Raw genomic sequence first — 15,250 nt, 5'->3', positions numbered from 1 at the left:
TCATATATTTTAGTGCGGGTAGGAGGGAACATTGTGCACATAGTCACCGCAAATGAAATGTACGAAATGGATCGTGTTGCAATGGAAAAGGGGGGCATAGATGGAAGAATATTGATGGAAAATGCCGGTAGATCAATTACCGAAAGTATGATTCCTCTGCTTGCCAAAAACAGCCGGATTCTTATTTTAGTTGGTGCCGGTAATAATGGTGGAGACGGCTTTGTGATTGGACGAACTTTATGTAATCAAAGGTTTCATGTAACTGTTTTACAGCTCGTTCCTGATGAGAAAATCAGAGGTGATGCTGCGTATCATAAACAGTTGTATATAAACTTTGGTGGTAAGGTTCATGTTGACGATCAGGGAAAGGAAATAGCTGCCTTTTTGAAGGAGGCAACTGTGGTTATTGATGCTATTTTTGGAATTGGCATAAAAGGTAAATTGCGACCACCTTTTCATCAAATCATTGAAGCAGTTAATCAATCAAACACGGTAAAGTTATCTGTTGATATTCCAAGTGGGATTCCTGCAGATGAGGGAGTGTCTTTTGATACAGGGGTTTGGGCCGATTATACCTTTGTTATCGAAGCGCCGAAAATGAGTGCATTTTTACAACACACCGCTAAGTATTATGGAAAGTGGGAAGTAGTGAAAATTGGCTTACCACTAGCGTCGTTTGATCAAGTAACTGCACGTAAGGTCTGGACAGAGGAGCAAGTGCATTTTACCTTACCAAAAAGAGATGATTATTCTCATAAGGGTACTCATGGAAAAGGCCTTATTGTTGGTGGAAGTCGCGAAATGCCAGGTTCTATTGCAATGACAGCATTATCTTCCTTGAGGTCAGGAGCAGGATTAGTGTCGGTTGGAACGGTAAATGAGGTTATACCATCGATTGTCTCCCATTGCGCGGAAGCAACTTTTATTCCTTTGGATAGTGAAAAGGGAGTGATAACAGGTTCCCAATGCCTTGATTACTCCGTCTACAATGCTATAGCCATCGGTATGGGCATGGGAAGATCAGAAGATACAGCTGAGTTAACGAGACAATTAATCAAAGAAGCAAATTGCCCTGTGATTGTTGATGCAGATGGGCTTTACCATATTAGTGATGACCTTGAACTTTTAAAGCAACGCGAATTCCCTTCAATCTTAACGCCACATCCAGGAGAAATGTCGAGGTTAACTGGAATTCCAGTGAAAGAAATTATATCAAAGCCGTTTCGTATAGCGGAGGAATTTTCCAAGACCTATCAAGTTCACCTTATACTGAAAGGGCCATTTACCATTGTTACAGACCCTAAAGGTAAGCAGTGGGTGAATACTTCTGGAAACGCTGGGTTAGCAAAGGGTGGAAGCGGTGATGTTTTATCAGGTATATTACTTTCGATGGTGATGCAGCCGCAATTATTAGTAGAAGCATTGGCTAATGGTTGTTATATTCATGGGAAAGCTGCAGACAATCTAATTGTTAACAAGCATTCTAAGCAAGATCTATTAGCGACAGATGTCATTCAAGGGTTAGCTTCAGTATTTCGTACATTTTCTTAGATTTGCAGGTGTGTGCGTTCCCTTTGTCCTTTGAAATGAGACAAAGGAGTTGTGACCATGAGAAAATATTTCAGCTTCGGAATCATCGTCTTAATGGTGTTGGTTTTAGCGGCTTGTGGGGAAAAATCTAAAGAAGACGTCATTAAAAAACTAGAATCTAATGTAGAAGAAATGAGCGGTTATAAAGCAAACGCCAGTATGAGTTTAAACACCGGAAAAGAAAGTCAGTCGTATAAGATTGATATTGCGCACAAAAAGAAAGAGTATTATCGCGTAGTATTGAAAAATGAAAAAGATGAAGAAGGTAGTCAGGTTATTTTAAGAAATGATGATGGGGTCTTTGTATTAACTCCGGCATTAAATAAAAGCTTTAAATTTCAGAGTGATTGGCCGAACAATAGTAGTCAGCCTTATTTGTATCAATCTTTAGTGAAAGACGTGTTAAATGATTCAGAGGCAGGATTTGAATCAACGGAAAATTACTATGTGTTTAAAACAAAAACGAACTATCAAAACAATAATAATTTACCTTACCAAGAAATTTATTTCGACAAAAAAACATTCACCCCAGCTTTAGTTAAGGTGTTAGATAAAGATAGCAATTCGGTGGTTGAAGTGGAATTCTCTAACTTTGAGTTAAACCCTGAATTAGCAGATGACACCTTTGAAATGGAAAAAAATATGACTAGTGGTCTACTAGGTGTACCTGTGATGGCAGATCAGGAAACTGTAGAAACAAAAGATTTAACTGTTCTATACCCTACGGAAACAATAGGTTCAGAATTAGTTGAAACGAAAGAAGTAGAAATGGAAAATGGGAAACGAGTAATTCTAACCTATGAAGGGGAAAAGAATTTTACGATTGTTCAAGAAAGAGTTGATGTTTATCCTACAAGCGCATCTAGTCCGAAAACAGTAAGTGGTGAACCAGTAAGCCTTGACTTTACGATGGGTGCACTTACAGATAAATCACTAGAATGGACACATAACGGAGTGAACTACTATTTAGCAAGTGAAGAGTTAACAAGAGAAGAAATGATTGATGTAGCAAGTTCCGTAGCAGGTCAATCAGAGAAATAAACGTAACAAGCAGGCTCAGCCAGAAGGGTCTGCTTTTATTTTTTTGCCTGTAACGAAAGGGGGGGTCAGACCCCTATTGGCCTTCTTTATTTGACAACTCCCCTTTTACAAGTAAATAATTGAGAAAAATAGTCGGAAAATAGATGTTAAAGTATTGGGTTAAATAGTAGTCCCAACTTTTATTCATAATTAAAAGGGAAGGTAAACCAGATGAAGCAACGTACATTTTTTAGAGATTCTTGGATTGAAATAGAATTAGAGCACATCGCTTATAACGTTAGACAATTGAAAACTCGCCTTTCAAAAAACACGAAAATATATGCAGTTGTCAAAGCAAATGGCTATGGACACGGAGATAAGGAAGTTGCAAAAAAGGCAATGGAAGCGGGGGCCAGCGGGTTAGCAGTTGCTATACTGGATGAAGCTATAAAACTAAGACATGCTGGGATTACTGTTCCGATATTAGTAATGGGGTGGATTCGACCTGAGGACGCGGGGATTGCTGCGTCCTATGATGTTACTGTGACATTTTTTCAAAAAGAATGGCTAAAAGAAGTAAAAGAAGTTTTAGGGACCAATCATCTAAAGCTGCATATGAAATGGGATACTGGAATGGGAAGAGTCGGACTAAGAACAGAGCAGGAATTATTTGAAATACTTGATGAACTGGATGATGAACGCTTTGAATTAGATGGTATTTTTACTCATTTCGCAACTGCAGATGAGAAAGATGAATCTTATTTTCAAAAACAATTAAAACATTTTAACCGCCTAATGCAGGCATTTGAATCCAGATGGGGAAAGAGCGATGTTAAGGTTCATACTGGTAATAGTGCAGCTAGTATGCGTTTTCCTGAACACATGAGGCACTATGTTCGTTTTGGGATTAGTATGTATGGATTATATCCTTCCCCACATGTAAAAAAAGAAAAACCCATTGATTTAAAACCTGCACTCTCCTTATATAGCAGGTTAACACACGTCAAAAGACTGCCGCCTGGGGAATCCATAAGCTATGGGGCTACCTATACCACTGAAGAGGAAGAATGGATAGGGACAATCCCACTTGGCTATGCAGACGGAATTCAAAGAAAATTACAAGGCTCAAATGTAATGATCGAAGGGAAATTGATGCCAATCGTTGGTAGGATTTGCATGGACCAGTTAATGGTAAGGTTAGATAGTCCATATCCAGTTGGGACAAAAGTAACATTAATTGGTAAACAAAATAATACAGAAGTTTCCATGGATGATTGGGCTGAAAAACTGGATACCATTAATTATGAAATTTCTTGTATGCTTAGTTATCGTATTCCAAGACTTTATTTTGAAAATGGTTTAAAGATTGAGTAATTAAATATACAAAAAATGCATGACAAACATAATAATTGTATAAAATGGTAAGAGGAATTTTTCGTTTTCTATCGAATAGTTAATATTTAGGTGTCCTAATTATTTAAGAAAGGTTCAGTTATAATTTCTTAGTCGTTAAAAAAGCGTAAATCAGGCACAAGAGAAAATACCATATTTTTTTCTTGAAAAAAATTGCGGATTGCCTTTGCAATGCAGTTTACTGAGTGATATGATTAGTAATGGATGAAAAAGGTTGTTCAAAAAGAATGAAGTGACACGCGAGGCACTCTTCACTGGCTCGTTTTTGCGTCCCTAGTAGAAGTGTGTTACACTTGCGTATCTCTAGTTTAGTGAACGGAGCAGAATTCCTCGTGCAAGGCAAGGTAATGAAGGGATTTTCCAGTTTAAATAGCCTTCCGCTATAAAAGAAAAATCGCTTTTTTATTGTTAATGCAGATTCAAGGAGACTTTCCTTGTTTTTTAGAAGTTTGCCCGCCTTGACTTGTTTTTGTTTTGCCTTTGCTATCTTTTTGAACACGGACTTAAACAGACTGGGCTTGTATATATGGTGGAGGTGTATGGTTTTGTCAGAAAGCTTACAAGAGATTGTAGTACGATTACCAAAAAACCTACTCAATGAGGTGGACGGTCTAATGAAAAGTGAGAATAGTGATCTAAGCGACTTCATTTGTCAGGCAACAAAATCGTATTTGCGTGAAAAGAAAAAACGTCATATTCGTGAATCCATGCAAAGAGGCTATATGGAAATGGCAAAAATTAATCTTAATATCGCTTCAGAAGCTTTCCAGGCTGAAGAGGAGGCCGAAAACACCCTTGAGCGCTTAGTGAGCGGGGTGTAAAGGTTTGATTGTAAAAAGAGGCGAGGTTTATTTCGCCGATCTTTCCCCTGTAGTTGGATCAGAGCAGGGGGGCGTTCGTCCAGTGTTGGTCCTACAAAATAATATTGGTAACCGTTTTAGTCCAACGGTTATTGTAGCTGCGATAACCGCGCAGATACAAAAAGCAAAATTGCCAACGCATGTGGAAATAGATGCGGAAAAGTATGGTTTTGAACGTGATTCGGTTATTTTGCTGGAACAAATTAGAACGATTGATAAACAGCGTTTAACAGATAAAATCACTCAGTTGGACAATAATATGATGGAAAAAATTAATAAAGCATTGGAAATAAGTTTAGGACTTGCTGATTTCTAATGATTTAAAAATTTTCATGGACTACTGTTCGCCGCCCTTGTCACCATAATAGACAAGGGTTTTTTGTCGTTTTAAAAAGTAATCGATAAGAGTGTAAACATTTGCTTGTATGAAGTAAACGTGTAAAAATGAAAATAATATTGTCGTTAGGAACGTGGAGGGGAGAATATGGATAAGCAATTAAAAAATCTTGTTCTTAATAATAGTGATTCAATTGTTAAGAAATGGCTAGAAGAGATTTCAAAGAACAGAAGTAATGAATATACTTCTACTATTTCGGAGGAGTTGTTTGAAAGCACCAATCGAGAATTTGTTAATGTCATTTTTACTAGCGTTGACAAGCAAAGGATTACAAGTGAGTTAGATGATTTTTCAGAAAGGCTGATTAACCTCGGCTGGCCGTTAAGCTACATAACAGATGGATTACAAACATTTCGAAGGGTTACCATTGATTTCATTCTTACTCAATCTGAAAAAATAGATTCAGAGGATTTTGCTATCGTACTAGATATGGTTGATAATTGGGTGGACCCGATTATTAATCAATTAGTAAATGAATACTCAGGAAGCTGGGAGCATACGGTTTCTTTGCAAAGAGTAGCCTTGCAGGAACTGTCAGCCCCATTAATTCCGGTTATGGATAATATCACAGTTATGCCTTTGATAGGGACGATTGATACGGACCGGGCAAAATTAATTATGGAAAACCTATTGGACGGTGTAATTAAGCATAATGCTGAAGTTGTACTCATTGATATTACAGGAGTTCCAGTTGTAGATACAATGGTAGCTCATCATATTATTCAGGCTGCTGAAGCTGTTCGGTTAATTGGTGCTACATGTATCTTGGTTGGAATACGTCCGGAAATTGCTCAAACGATCGTTAACCTTGGAATAGATTTAAGGAAATTTCCTACTAAAAGCTCTTTGCGGAAGGGTGTTCAGACTGCATTAGAGTTGACGAATAGAAGAATTGTTCAATCCGGTAATAAAGAGGATGGTGTAGAAAAGCTACTAGACTCACTAAATAAGGAGTGATAATATTGAGGATTCCAATTCTAAAGTTGCATAATTATTTGCTTATAACGATACAAATAGATTTGGATGATCAAACTGCAATACAGTTTCAGGAAGATTTACTTAGCAAGATTCATAAAAGTGGTGCTACTGGAGTAGTTATTGATCTAACTTCTGTTGAGATTATTGATTCATTCATTGCTAAAGTACTTGGTGATGTTGTTGCAATGTCGGACCTGATGGGGGCGAAGGTTGTTCTGACTGGAATCCAGCCTGCTGTAGCTATGACACTTATTGATCTAGGTATCCATCTGCAGGATGTCCCGACTGCATTAGACTTAGAACAAGGATTGATTAAACTGCGCCAGGAATTGGAGGAGTAACTATGAACTTCCAAACCTGTGTAAACATACAAAAAGAGTGGGATATCGTTGGTGCTCGCCAATTAGGTAGAGACAGAGCAAAAGAAATTGGTTTTGGTACCGTTGATCAAGCACGAATTGCTACAGCTATATCCGAACTTGCTAGGAATATATATTTATATGCAGGAACCGGAAAAATTTGCTTTGAAATGATGAACGATATAAACCAAAAAGGTTTGTTAGTGATTGCAACTGATAATGGACCGGGAATTAAAGATATTAGTCAAGTAATGGAAGATGGTTATACCACATCTGGAGGTCTTGGTGCAGGTCTCCCAGGTGTGAAGCGTTTGATGGATGAATTTGACATTATTTCTGATCCTGGAAAGGGGACGGAGATACGAGCCATAAAGTGGGTTCGATAAAGCGAGGGGGATTTGATTGCGTAACTTAAAGCTTGATATCGATAATTATCGTAACTTGTTGAAGCAATATATTAAATTTTTAGATGAAAATGCGCTTTATCAAGCGGAACAGTTTAGTAAGTTATCTATTCAACATAATATATCTCCTGAAGAAATAATAAATGTTCATATTCAAGCATTAAAAGAGTTATATCCAGATCTTCCAAAAGAAGTGGATTATTCTCTTAACTTCTTGCTTGAAACGATGATTTCCTATGGATTAGCTTATCAGGAAATGCAATCATTAAGGGAGCAGCAACTAGAATTAAAGTCTGAAATTTCTGTAGCAGCAAACATGCAGCAAACACTTTTATCTACGGAGAAACCGAACATAAAAGGAGTAGATATTGGCGCTATAAGTGTTCCAGCTAACCAGATGAATGGTGATTACTATCATTTTGTGTCGGATAACCAGCAATCGATAGGGGTTGCTATTGCTGATGTGATAGGGAAAGGGATACCTGCTGCGTTAGCAATGTCAATGATAAAATATTCAATGGATAGTTTCTCTGAAAGCCAACGAAACCCATGTTCAATCCTTGAAAATTTAAATCGTGTTGTAGAAAGAAACGTTGATCAAGGAATGTTTATTACAATGTTTTATGGGCTGTACAATTTGAATTCTGAAACTTTTTCTTACGCCTCAGCCGGACACGAGCCAGGCTTATTTTATCATGCATCAACAAACGAATTTAGAGAAATTAAAACGAAAGGCCTTGTTTTAGGTGTTTCAAAAGATACAACATATCAACAATATGAAATAGAAATAAGTCATGGTGACATGATTATTTTGCTGACAGATGGAGTAACGGAATGTCGTGTTGGTAACCGATTTATTGAACGTGAAGAAGTGCTGGAGGTTATTAAAAAATACATACATCTTCCTGCTCAAGAAGCTGTAGAGCAGGTTTATAAACATTTTGAGCGATTACAAGGATTCCAATTAAGAGATGATTTTACGTTGATTATCATTCGTAAAAATGTTTAATAAGAAGGAAATAGGGGAAAAAAACCACAAACGATAATCTTGGAGGTAAGCGCATGAATATGAACCTGGAAGTCGAAGTGGCAGAAAAAAATAAAACAACTGTTCTTGTTTTACTTACTGGGGAAGTCGATGCCTACACAGCTCCGAAATTAAAAGAAAACTTGCTACCTTTAACTAAAAAAGAGGGTACATTAATTGAAGTGAATTTAGAAAATGTGAGTTATATGGATAGTACTGGTTTAGGAGTTTTCATCAGTGCACTGAAGTCTACGAAAGCCAATAATAGCCAGCTAAAGCTCATGAACTTAGAAGATAGAATTTTGAGATTATTCGAGATTACAGGTTTAGATAGCATTATTACGATTGACTCAACAGTACGAGGTGGAAATTGATATGAAACACTTTGACTTCATAGAGTTGAAAGTTCCTGCCAAAGCTGAATATATAGGAGTAGTTCGTTTAAGTGTTTCTGGGATTGCTAACCGAATGGGGTTTACGTATGAGGATATCGAGGATTTAAAGGTTGCTATTTCAGAAGCGATGACAAATGCAGTAACCCATGCCTATGATGAAAGGGAAGACGGAGAGGTTACCGTTGGGTTTGGTGTTTACAAAAATCGATTGGAAGTAATGGTTGCTGATCGAGGAGAGAGTTTTGATTTAACAAAAGTAAAAGCTGATATCGGCCCCTATAGGCAGACAGAATCAGTTGAAGAGTTAAGAGAAGGCGGTTTTGGATTATTTTTAATTGATGCATTAATGGATAAGGTTGAGATAAATAATGATTATGGAGTAATTGTATTGATGACAAAGTTTCTCCATAAGAATGAGGTGGGGTTCGATGACGACCAAATCTCAACCACACAGTAATCGTGAGGATGAGGTTTACAGATGGATAGAACAACTACAAGAGAATCCTCAAGATAAGATTATTCAAGAAAAGATAGTACTAGCATATCAGGACCTAGTTAAATCAATTGCGCGGAAATATTCTAAAAACAGCTCGATTCATGAAGATCTTGTTCAAGTTGGTATGCTGGGCTTATTAGCTGCAATTAAAAGATATGATCCTTCGCTCGGTAAATCATTTGAATCTTTTGCCATCCCAACCATAATTGGTGAGATTAAACGGTTTATCAGAGATAAAACCTGGAGTGTCCACGTTCCCAGAAGAATTAAGGAGCTTGGGCCAAAAATCAAGAAAGCAACAGAACAATTAACATTAGAAAAACAAAAATCTCCATCCATAAAAGAAATTGCAAATTATCTCGAAGTTAGTGAAGAGGATGTACTTGAAACGATGGAGATGGGTAGGAGCTACAAAGCTTTATCTGTCGACCGAAAAATAGAAGCGGATTCAGATGGAAGCACAGTATCAATCCTTGACCTAGTTGGTAACCCGGATGAAGGATATGAAAACATAGATCAACAATTATTATTAGAAAAGGTATTACCAATTTTAACGGATCGTGAACAAGAGATATTAACATGCACGTATTATGAAAATATGAGTCAAAAAGAAACAGGTGATTTATTAGGAATTTCCCAGATGCATGTATCACGAATACAAAGACGGGCGCTGAGGAAATTGCGTGAAGCGTTGCAAACAGACAGCTCGGAGGGAATAAATTAATGCACGCAGACAAACGTATCCAAGTGTCAGTCTATCAAAAGGCAAAACAAGGAAACTATTGTTGTGGTGACAGTTATTATTTTCAAGAAAATGACTCGGAATTTGTCTGTGCATTAGCAGATGGGCTTGGGAGTGGACCGTATGCCAAGGAGTCTTCCCAGGCAGTTATGGATATCATTGAACAAAATACGCATGTATCTGTAAACCGTCTTATCCAATTATGCAATAAAGCATTAGTTGGGAAACGTGGAGTGGTATTAGGTGTATTGAAGATTGACTTTCTTAATAAAAAATATACCTTTACTTCAATTGGTAATATTGGCGTAATGACGATTTCATCCAATTTAGAGAAAAAGCGAAATATACCGAATTCAGGTTATCTCGGAGGTTGTCAAAGACCGATTAAAGTTCAACGAGATGATTTGAAAGAAGGTATGGTTTTTATTATGTTTTCAGACGGTGTTCGAACCAGTGAATTATCGGAAAAATACTTCTTTGGAAAAGATGTGCATCAAATAACAGAAACATTTGCTTCAACTGGTGGCACGAAACAGAGTGACGACACGACCTTAATTGCAATGAAATATTCTTGAAATTTTTCTAAGGCCCCTATCTAAAAATACGGTAGGGGCTTGCTTATTGGGACAAGCCGAGTTTTTTATGTCGTTGGGAAAGTAAAGGATAGTTTGGTAAAATGAATGGATGAATAGTTAGGAGGATGACAAGCAGTGAGTGAAGAAATAAATAGAAATGAATTGATGCAGTTAGTCGCACAGTCAACCGGTATATCTTTTGCATCAATTAAACAAGTAATATCTTTGTTAGAAAAGGGCAATACGGTCCCCTTTATTGCTAGATATAGAAAAGAACAAACAGGTACATTAGATGAAGTGCAAATTAAAACGATACAGGATAAGTGGGATTATGCACTCCAATTAGCCGCAAGAAAGCAAGAGGTAATTCGATTAATCGACGATCAAGGTAAATTAACACCGGAATTAAAAGCAGATATTCAAAAAGCGAATAAATTACAGAAGGTAGAAGATCTCTATCGGCCTTACAAGCAAAAGCGAAGAACGAGAGCAACGATTGCTAAAGAAAAGGGACTGGAACCTCTTGCAAAGCTGGTGTGGGATCAGAGTGTTTCATCCATCGTTGAAGAAGCAAAAGGCTACCTTTCTGAGGAGCACGACCTAACAACAATTGAAGATGTGCTTGCAGGCGTCAATGATATTATTGCTGAATGGGTCTCTGATGATCCGCAATATCGTGAATACATAAGAGACAAGACTTTTAAAGAAGGTTCGATTCGGGCTGAGGTTAAAAATAAGGAAAAGGACGAAAAAGGTGTCTATGAAATGTACTATTCATACGAAGAACCTGTTCGTGCTATTGTAGCCCATCGTATCCTTGCCTTAAACCGTGGAGAAAAGGAAGATGCTTTAAAAGTTGCTATACTTCCACCAACGGAGATTATCCTTACTTATTTAAATAAAAATGTAATAGATAAAAATTGTAGTAAGGAATTGGAGGAGCTGTTGCAGCAATCCATAGAAGACAGCTATAAGCGCTTGATTCAACCTTCTATTGAACGAGAAATAAGAAATACGCTAACAGAAAAAGCAGAGCAGCAGGCAATTGAAGTGTTCTCAAAGAATTTACAAAATTTATTGTTACAGCCGCCATTAAAGGGGAAAACGGTGTTAGGTGTCGATCCGGCTTATCGTACAGGGTGTAAACTTGCAGTGATAGATGATACTGGAAAAGTCCATGCCATTGATGTGATCTATCCAACTGCTCCTAAAAATGATAAAAAGGGTGCTGAAGCGACTATTCTAAAATTCCTAGAACAGTTTTCCATTGAACTTATCGCAATTGGTAATGGTACTGCCTCACGAGAGACGGAGCAATTTGTTGCTGATATGATCAATGAACATAAATTAAATGTACCTTACCTTATCGTAAATGAAGCAGGGGCGAGTGTTTACTCGGCTTCAAAGCTAGCAAGAGAAGAGTTCCCTGATTTACAAGTAGAAGAAAGAAGTGCTGTATCGATTGCTAGAAGGGTGCAGGACCCATTGGCAGAGTTAGTAAAAATTGATCCAAAATCAATAGGGGTTGGACAATATCAGCACGATGTTAGTCAGAAAAGTTTAAACGAGTCTCTAACATTTGTAGTGGAAACAGCGGTGAACCAAGTTGGTGTCAATGTAAACACAGCTTCTCCTTCATTACTTCAATATGTATCGGGCTTAAGTAAAACTGTTGCAAACAATGTCGTTAAACAAAGGAACGAGGAAGGTAGGTTTACGAATCGAAAGCAACTAAAAAAAATCCCAAGATTAGGGGAAAAAACGTATGAGCAATGTATAGGCTTCTTAAGAGTGTTAGAAGGAGAAGAACCGTTAGATCGCACACCGATTCACCCGGAAAGTTATGATGCGACGAAACAGCTTTTAAATATGATTGATTGTACTACAGCTGATTTGGGTTCTGATACATTAAAGGAACAATTATCTTCTATTAATGTAAGCGACTTAGCAGAGAGAATCGGCGTTGGTGAGCCAACATTAAAGGATATTCTAAAATCACTTATAAGTCCTGGGCGTGATCCTCGCGATGACCTTCCAAAGCCTTTATTAAAGCAAGATGTTATAGCAATGGAAGATTTAAAACCAGGTATGGAGCTACAAGGAACAGTTCGTAACGTTGTTGATTTTGGTGTGTTTGTAGATATAGGGGTAAAACAGGATGGTTTGGTTCATATATCAAAAATGTCAAAGCAGTATGTAAAACATCCAATGGATATTGCTGCTGTTGGTGACGTGGTAACTGTATGGGTCGAGAATGTTGATGTTGACAAGCAGAGAATAGCCTTATCCATGGTTAAGGAATAAAAGAAAAAAGGGTGACAAGGAACGACAATAAAGGGAAGGTAAGTATGGTTATTTTGTCACCCTGTCCTTAGCGATTAGATAGTTTACAGAATTTTATCTCTATAAAAAAACCAACATTGATTCAACACTTTTATCTGATATTTATCTTTTGCAAGGAAGGCCTTGGACATTTGATTTTTAAACCAGCTAGGCATTTTTTCCGTCCTCCTCGACAAAATATTTGATTTTGCAGAATGTTATTTGACTATTTTAATTTATGCAAATAGAATGGTTGGTGTGAAAAATGGCGGTATTGATGACCCAAGAAGAGCTAGAGCAATTAGTCGATGAACTTTCAAGTGAATTCTTTGGAAAAAGGTTTGTGGATACTGTAGCATTTAACCCCAGATTACGAACAACTGGTGGAAGGTACATACCTGCAAAGCGTAGAATAGAATTAAATCCAAAATATCTTGTTGAGTTAGGTGAAGCAGAGTTTCGAGGAATTATTAAACATGAATTGTGTCACTATCACTTGCATATTGAAGGAAAAGGGTATAATCATCGAGATAAAACATTTAAGGATTTACTAAAAGCAACTGGATCGCCAAGGCATTGTCAGCCTTTGCCGTCGACACGTGGTAAATACAAATATACGTATGTTTGTATAGGTTGCGGACAGGCATATAATAGGAAACGATTTGTTAACGTAAGTCGATATAGATGTGGTAAGTGTAATGGAAAATTAAAGCAAAAAGACAGTGGGTAAAAAGCATTGACGAATACTATTATCCATGTTAAATTAAATAAGCCTTTGAAAAAAAGAAATAAAATATAGTTACTTGACCATTCATAAGCGAATTTGTAAACTATATTTATGTCTTTCATGCATGTACTTATGCTAATTAAATTTGTTAGTTAAAATGATTGCTAAAATGTTTTAAAAAATTATTGACACACTTTCGTTTGTTTGTTATTATATTTAACGTCGCTGATATAAATGTGGCGTCGATAGATGGACAAACTCTTAAATAATTATTATTCCACAGTAGCTCAGTGGTAGAGCAATCGGCTGTTAACCGATCGGTCGTAGGTTCGAATCCTACCTGTGGAGCCAGTGGAGGAGTACTCAAGTGGCTGAAGAGGCGCCCCTGCTAAGGGTGTAGGTCGTGTAAGCGGCGCGAGGGTTCAAATCCCTCCTCCTCCGCCATTTTTTATGGCCCGTTGGTCAAGTGGTTAAGACACCGCCCTTTCACGGCGGTAACACGGGTTCGAATCCCGTACGGGTCACTTTTATTTCATAAAATGAAAGATATTTTCGTTTTGCGAAAAATCTTTGGTCCGGTAGTTCAGTTGGTTAGAATGCCTGCCTGTCACGCAGGAGGTCGCGGGTTCGAGTCCCGTCCGGACCGCCATCTTTGGGCTATAGCCAAGCGGTAAGGCAACGGTTTTTGGTACCGTCATGCGCTGGTTCGAATCCAGCTAGCCCAGCCATTTTTTATGCAATTCAAAATGCGAATCATAATCACATGAATAAAAGTAAACCTGATAAGCACAGCTTTTGATGTGCTTTATCTTATTTATAGGGTTTTTATTAACTTTTTGTTTAGTTGGTAGAACAACGAGCAATACTTCTACTGAATAAGCGCAACAATAAGGACATACATTTTAGGAGCCATTAGCTCAGTTGGTAGAGCAACGAGCGATGCTTCCATGAATAATCGACGAGTAACCTCGAAGCATCAATCATCATCGAGTAAGCTAGAAGATGCAGAGGTCACTCCAATGAAAAAGCTACAAAACAATAAGGGCATACATTTCAGGAGCCATTAGCTCAGTTGGTAGAGCATCTGACTTTTAATCAGAGGGTCGGAGGTTCGAATCCTCCATGGCTCATCAAGTTATTTGCGATAGCAAAATAACTATCATTAGCGGGTGTGGCGGAATTGGCAGACGCGCTAGACTTAGGATCTAGTGTCTTATGACGTGGGGGTTCAAGTCCCTCCACCCGCACCAAAGGTTTTTGTGGTAGCAAATTAACTATCATTATATATGCGGTCGTGGCGGAATGGCAGACGCGCTAGGTTGAGGGCCTAGTGGGTGAATAACCCGTGGAGGTTCAAGTCCTCTCGACCGCACCAAAAAAAGTGTTGACATTAATCGTTGTATGTGATATATTTAATATTGTCGCTTTAACAAGCGCCCGTAGCTCAATTGGATAGAGCGTTTGACTACGGATCAAAAGGTTAGGGGTTCGACTCCTCTCGGGCGCGCTTCCGGGAAGTAGCTCAGCTTGGTAGAGCACTTGGTTTGGGACCAAGGGGTCGCAGGTTCAAATCCTGTCTTCCCGACCATTTAAATTAATAAAATCATGCGGGTGTAGTTTAGTGGTAAAACCTCAGCCTTCCAAGCTGATGTCGAGGGTTCGATTCCCTTCACCCGCTCCAAATAATGGGCCTGTAGCTCAGCTGGTTAGAGCGCACGCCTGATAAGCGTGAGGTCGGTGGTTCGAGTCCACTCAGGCCCACCATTAGATTTGATCTTTGAAAACTGAACAAAACAACCAGTATGTTAAGAAAGAAAAGCTAGTCAAGTTATTGAGTAAGCAAACTCAACTTTATCGGAGAGTTTGATCTTGGCTCAGGACGAACGCTGGCGGCGTGCCTAATACATGCAAGTCGAGCGCGGGAAGCAAGCAATCGCCCTTCGGG

At 38.2% G+C, this 15,250-nt stretch carries 16 protein-coding genes, 12 tRNA genes and 1 rRNA gene; 28 read left to right on the top strand and 1 reads right to left on the bottom strand.

Translation table 11 applies throughout. The features are described 5' to 3' along the window. Positions 1–33 precede the first annotated feature (33 nt). From JOC48_RS07700 to JOC48_RS07635, 14 genes are all read left to right on the top strand, one after another. Positions 34–1,551, top strand: coding sequence for an NAD(P)H-hydrate dehydratase (locus tag JOC48_RS07700; RefSeq protein ID WP_204498495.1), 1,518 nt, complete (start codon positions 34–36; stop codon positions 1,549–1,551). A 57-nt stretch (positions 1,552–1,608) separates the two neighbouring features. Continuing rightward, entirely contained in the window at positions 1,609–2,631 is a 1,023-nt protein-coding gene (locus JOC48_RS07695; protein WP_204498494.1) for a LolA family protein, read from the top strand. Between the two features lie 210 nt (positions 2,632–2,841). After that, entirely contained in the window at positions 2,842–3,984 is a 1,143-nt protein-coding gene (alr, locus tag JOC48_RS07690) for an alanine racemase (RefSeq protein ID WP_204498493.1), read from the top strand. Between the two features lie 584 nt (positions 3,985–4,568). Next, complete coding sequence (locus JOC48_RS07685) at positions 4,569–4,844, top strand: CopG family ribbon-helix-helix protein (protein WP_275580726.1); 276 nt, start codon at positions 4,569–4,571, stop codon at positions 4,842–4,844. Positions 4,845–4,848: 4 nt separating this feature from the next. Beyond that, on the top strand, positions 4,849–5,199 hold the full coding sequence (locus tag JOC48_RS07680; protein ID WP_204498491.1) for a type II toxin-antitoxin system PemK/MazF family toxin: 351 nt from the start codon (positions 4,849–4,851) through the stop codon (positions 5,197–5,199). Positions 5,200–5,367: 168 nt separating this feature from the next. Next, positions 5,368–6,237 (top strand): RsbT co-antagonist protein RsbRA, encoded by an 870-nt coding sequence (locus JOC48_RS07675; protein WP_204498490.1) that lies wholly within the window; start codon positions 5,368–5,370, stop codon positions 6,235–6,237. Between the two features lie 5 nt (positions 6,238–6,242). Then, positions 6,243–6,599, top strand: coding sequence for an STAS domain-containing protein (locus JOC48_RS07670; RefSeq protein WP_239584249.1), 357 nt, complete (start codon positions 6,243–6,245; stop codon positions 6,597–6,599). 2 nt (positions 6,600–6,601) lie between these two features. After that, entirely contained in the window at positions 6,602–7,003 is a 402-nt protein-coding gene (locus tag JOC48_RS07665; RefSeq protein ID WP_204498488.1) for an anti-sigma regulatory factor, read from the top strand. A 16-nt stretch (positions 7,004–7,019) separates the two neighbouring features. After that, complete coding sequence (locus JOC48_RS07660; RefSeq protein ID WP_204498487.1) at positions 7,020–8,030, top strand: PP2C family protein-serine/threonine phosphatase; 1,011 nt, start codon at positions 7,020–7,022, stop codon at positions 8,028–8,030. 59 nt (positions 8,031–8,089) lie between these two features. Then, positions 8,090–8,422 carry an anti-sigma factor antagonist gene (locus JOC48_RS07655; protein ID WP_204498717.1) on the top strand — a complete coding sequence of 111 codons (333 nt, stop codon included), beginning with the start codon at positions 8,090–8,092 and terminating at the stop codon, positions 8,420–8,422. A 1-nt stretch (position 8,423) separates the two neighbouring features. Continuing rightward, positions 8,424–8,900 (top strand): anti-sigma B factor RsbW, encoded by a 477-nt coding sequence (gene rsbW, locus JOC48_RS07650; protein WP_204498486.1) that lies wholly within the window; start codon positions 8,424–8,426, stop codon positions 8,898–8,900. Then, entirely contained in the window at positions 8,872–9,663 is a 792-nt protein-coding gene (gene sigB, locus JOC48_RS07645) for an RNA polymerase sigma factor SigB (RefSeq protein ID WP_204498485.1), read from the top strand. The genes rsbW and sigB overlap by 29 nt, the downstream gene beginning before the upstream one ends. After that, complete coding sequence (locus JOC48_RS07640) at positions 9,663–10,256, top strand: PP2C family serine/threonine-protein phosphatase (RefSeq protein WP_204498484.1); 594 nt, start codon at positions 9,663–9,665, stop codon at positions 10,254–10,256. The genes sigB and JOC48_RS07640 overlap by 1 nt, the downstream gene beginning before the upstream one ends. A 165-nt stretch (positions 10,257–10,421) precedes the next feature. Further along, positions 10,422–12,560, top strand: a complete 2,139-nt coding sequence (locus JOC48_RS07635) for a Tex family protein (RefSeq protein ID WP_204498716.1) — start codon at positions 10,422–10,424, stop codon at positions 12,558–12,560. Between the two features lie 83 nt (positions 12,561–12,643). Here JOC48_RS07635 and cmpA read toward each other — a convergent pair whose 3' ends face one another. Further along, positions 12,644–12,754, bottom strand: a complete 111-nt coding sequence (gene cmpA / locus JOC48_RS07630) for a cortex morphogenetic protein CmpA (protein ID WP_204498483.1) — start codon at positions 12,752–12,754, stop codon at positions 12,644–12,646. Positions 12,755–12,843: 89 nt separating this feature from the next. Between cmpA and JOC48_RS07625 the strand changes: the two genes are divergently transcribed. The 14 genes from JOC48_RS07625 to JOC48_RS07560 form a co-directional block, all read left to right on the top strand. After that, positions 12,844–13,308, top strand: coding sequence for a SprT family protein (locus tag JOC48_RS07625; RefSeq protein WP_204498482.1), 465 nt, complete (start codon positions 12,844–12,846; stop codon positions 13,306–13,308). Positions 13,309–13,581: 273 nt separating this feature from the next. After that, a tRNA-Asn gene (locus tag JOC48_RS07620) sits at positions 13,582–13,656 on the top strand. Positions 13,657–13,658: 2 nt separating this feature from the next. Further along, a tRNA-Ser gene (locus JOC48_RS07615) sits at positions 13,659–13,749 on the top strand. An 8-nt stretch (positions 13,750–13,757) separates the two neighbouring features. Continuing rightward, a tRNA-Glu gene (locus JOC48_RS07610) sits at positions 13,758–13,829 on the top strand. 48 nt (positions 13,830–13,877) lie between these two features. Beyond that, a tRNA-Asp gene (locus JOC48_RS07605) sits at positions 13,878–13,954 on the top strand. Between the two features lie 4 nt (positions 13,955–13,958). Then, positions 13,959–14,033: transfer RNA gene (locus tag JOC48_RS07600), tRNA-Gln, on the top strand. A 329-nt stretch (positions 14,034–14,362) separates the two neighbouring features. Further along, positions 14,363–14,435, top strand: a tRNA-Lys gene (locus tag JOC48_RS07595). A 35-nt stretch (positions 14,436–14,470) separates the two neighbouring features. Beyond that, a tRNA-Leu gene (locus JOC48_RS07590) sits at positions 14,471–14,555 on the top strand. Positions 14,556–14,593: 38 nt separating this feature from the next. Continuing rightward, positions 14,594–14,680 (top strand) — tRNA-Leu (locus JOC48_RS07585). A 58-nt stretch (positions 14,681–14,738) separates the two neighbouring features. Then, positions 14,739–14,812: transfer RNA gene (locus JOC48_RS07580), tRNA-Arg, on the top strand. Positions 14,813–14,816: 4 nt separating this feature from the next. Next, positions 14,817–14,893, top strand: a tRNA-Pro gene (locus JOC48_RS07575). Between the two features lie 19 nt (positions 14,894–14,912). After that, positions 14,913–14,986 (top strand) — tRNA-Gly (locus JOC48_RS07570). 6 nt (positions 14,987–14,992) lie between these two features. Continuing rightward, positions 14,993–15,069: transfer RNA gene (locus tag JOC48_RS07565), tRNA-Ile, on the top strand. A gap of 87 nt (positions 15,070–15,156) precedes the next feature. Further along, positions 15,157–15,250: ribosomal RNA gene (locus JOC48_RS07560) — 16S ribosomal RNA — on the top strand; the annotation flags it as partial.

The organism is Aquibacillus albus, assembly GCF_016908325.1.
Taxonomy (GTDB): Bacteria; Bacillota; Bacilli; order Bacillales; family Amphibacillaceae; genus Aquibacillus_A; species Aquibacillus_A albus.
This window is presented reverse-complemented; position numbering and strand designations above follow the sequence as displayed.

What these genes read in the sequence shown, in the direction of transcription:
- JOC48_RS07655 (WP_204498717.1), top strand. Translation starts at nt 8,090, where the DNA reads ATGAACCTGGAAGTCGAAGTGGCAGAAAAAAATAAAACAACTGTTCTT.
- alr (WP_204498493.1), top strand. Translation starts at nt 2,842, where the DNA reads ATGAAGCAACGTACATTTTTTAGAGATTCTTGGATTGAAATAGAATTA.
- JOC48_RS07695 (WP_204498494.1), top strand. Translation starts at nt 1,609, where the DNA reads ATGAGAAAATATTTCAGCTTCGGAATCATCGTCTTAATGGTGTTGGTT.
- rsbW (WP_204498486.1), top strand. Translation starts at nt 8,424, where the DNA reads ATGAAACACTTTGACTTCATAGAGTTGAAAGTTCCTGCCAAAGCTGAA.
- JOC48_RS07640 (WP_204498484.1), top strand. Translation starts at nt 9,663, where the DNA reads ATGCACGCAGACAAACGTATCCAAGTGTCAGTCTATCAAAAGGCAAAA.
- JOC48_RS07635 (WP_204498716.1), top strand. Translation starts at nt 10,422, where the DNA reads ATGCAGTTAGTCGCACAGTCAACCGGTATATCTTTTGCATCAATTAAA.
- JOC48_RS07675 (WP_204498490.1), top strand. Translation starts at nt 5,368, where the DNA reads ATGGATAAGCAATTAAAAAATCTTGTTCTTAATAATAGTGATTCAATT.
- cmpA (WP_204498483.1), bottom strand. Translation starts at nt 12,754, where the DNA reads ATGCCTAGCTGGTTTAAAAATCAAATGTCCAAGGCCTTCCTTGCAAAA.
- sigB (WP_204498485.1), top strand. Translation starts at nt 8,872, where the DNA reads ATGACGACCAAATCTCAACCACACAGTAATCGTGAGGATGAGGTTTAC.
- JOC48_RS07625 (WP_204498482.1), top strand. Translation starts at nt 12,844, where the DNA reads ATGGCGGTATTGATGACCCAAGAAGAGCTAGAGCAATTAGTCGATGAA.
- JOC48_RS07665 (WP_204498488.1), top strand. Translation starts at nt 6,602, where the DNA reads ATGAACTTCCAAACCTGTGTAAACATACAAAAAGAGTGGGATATCGTT.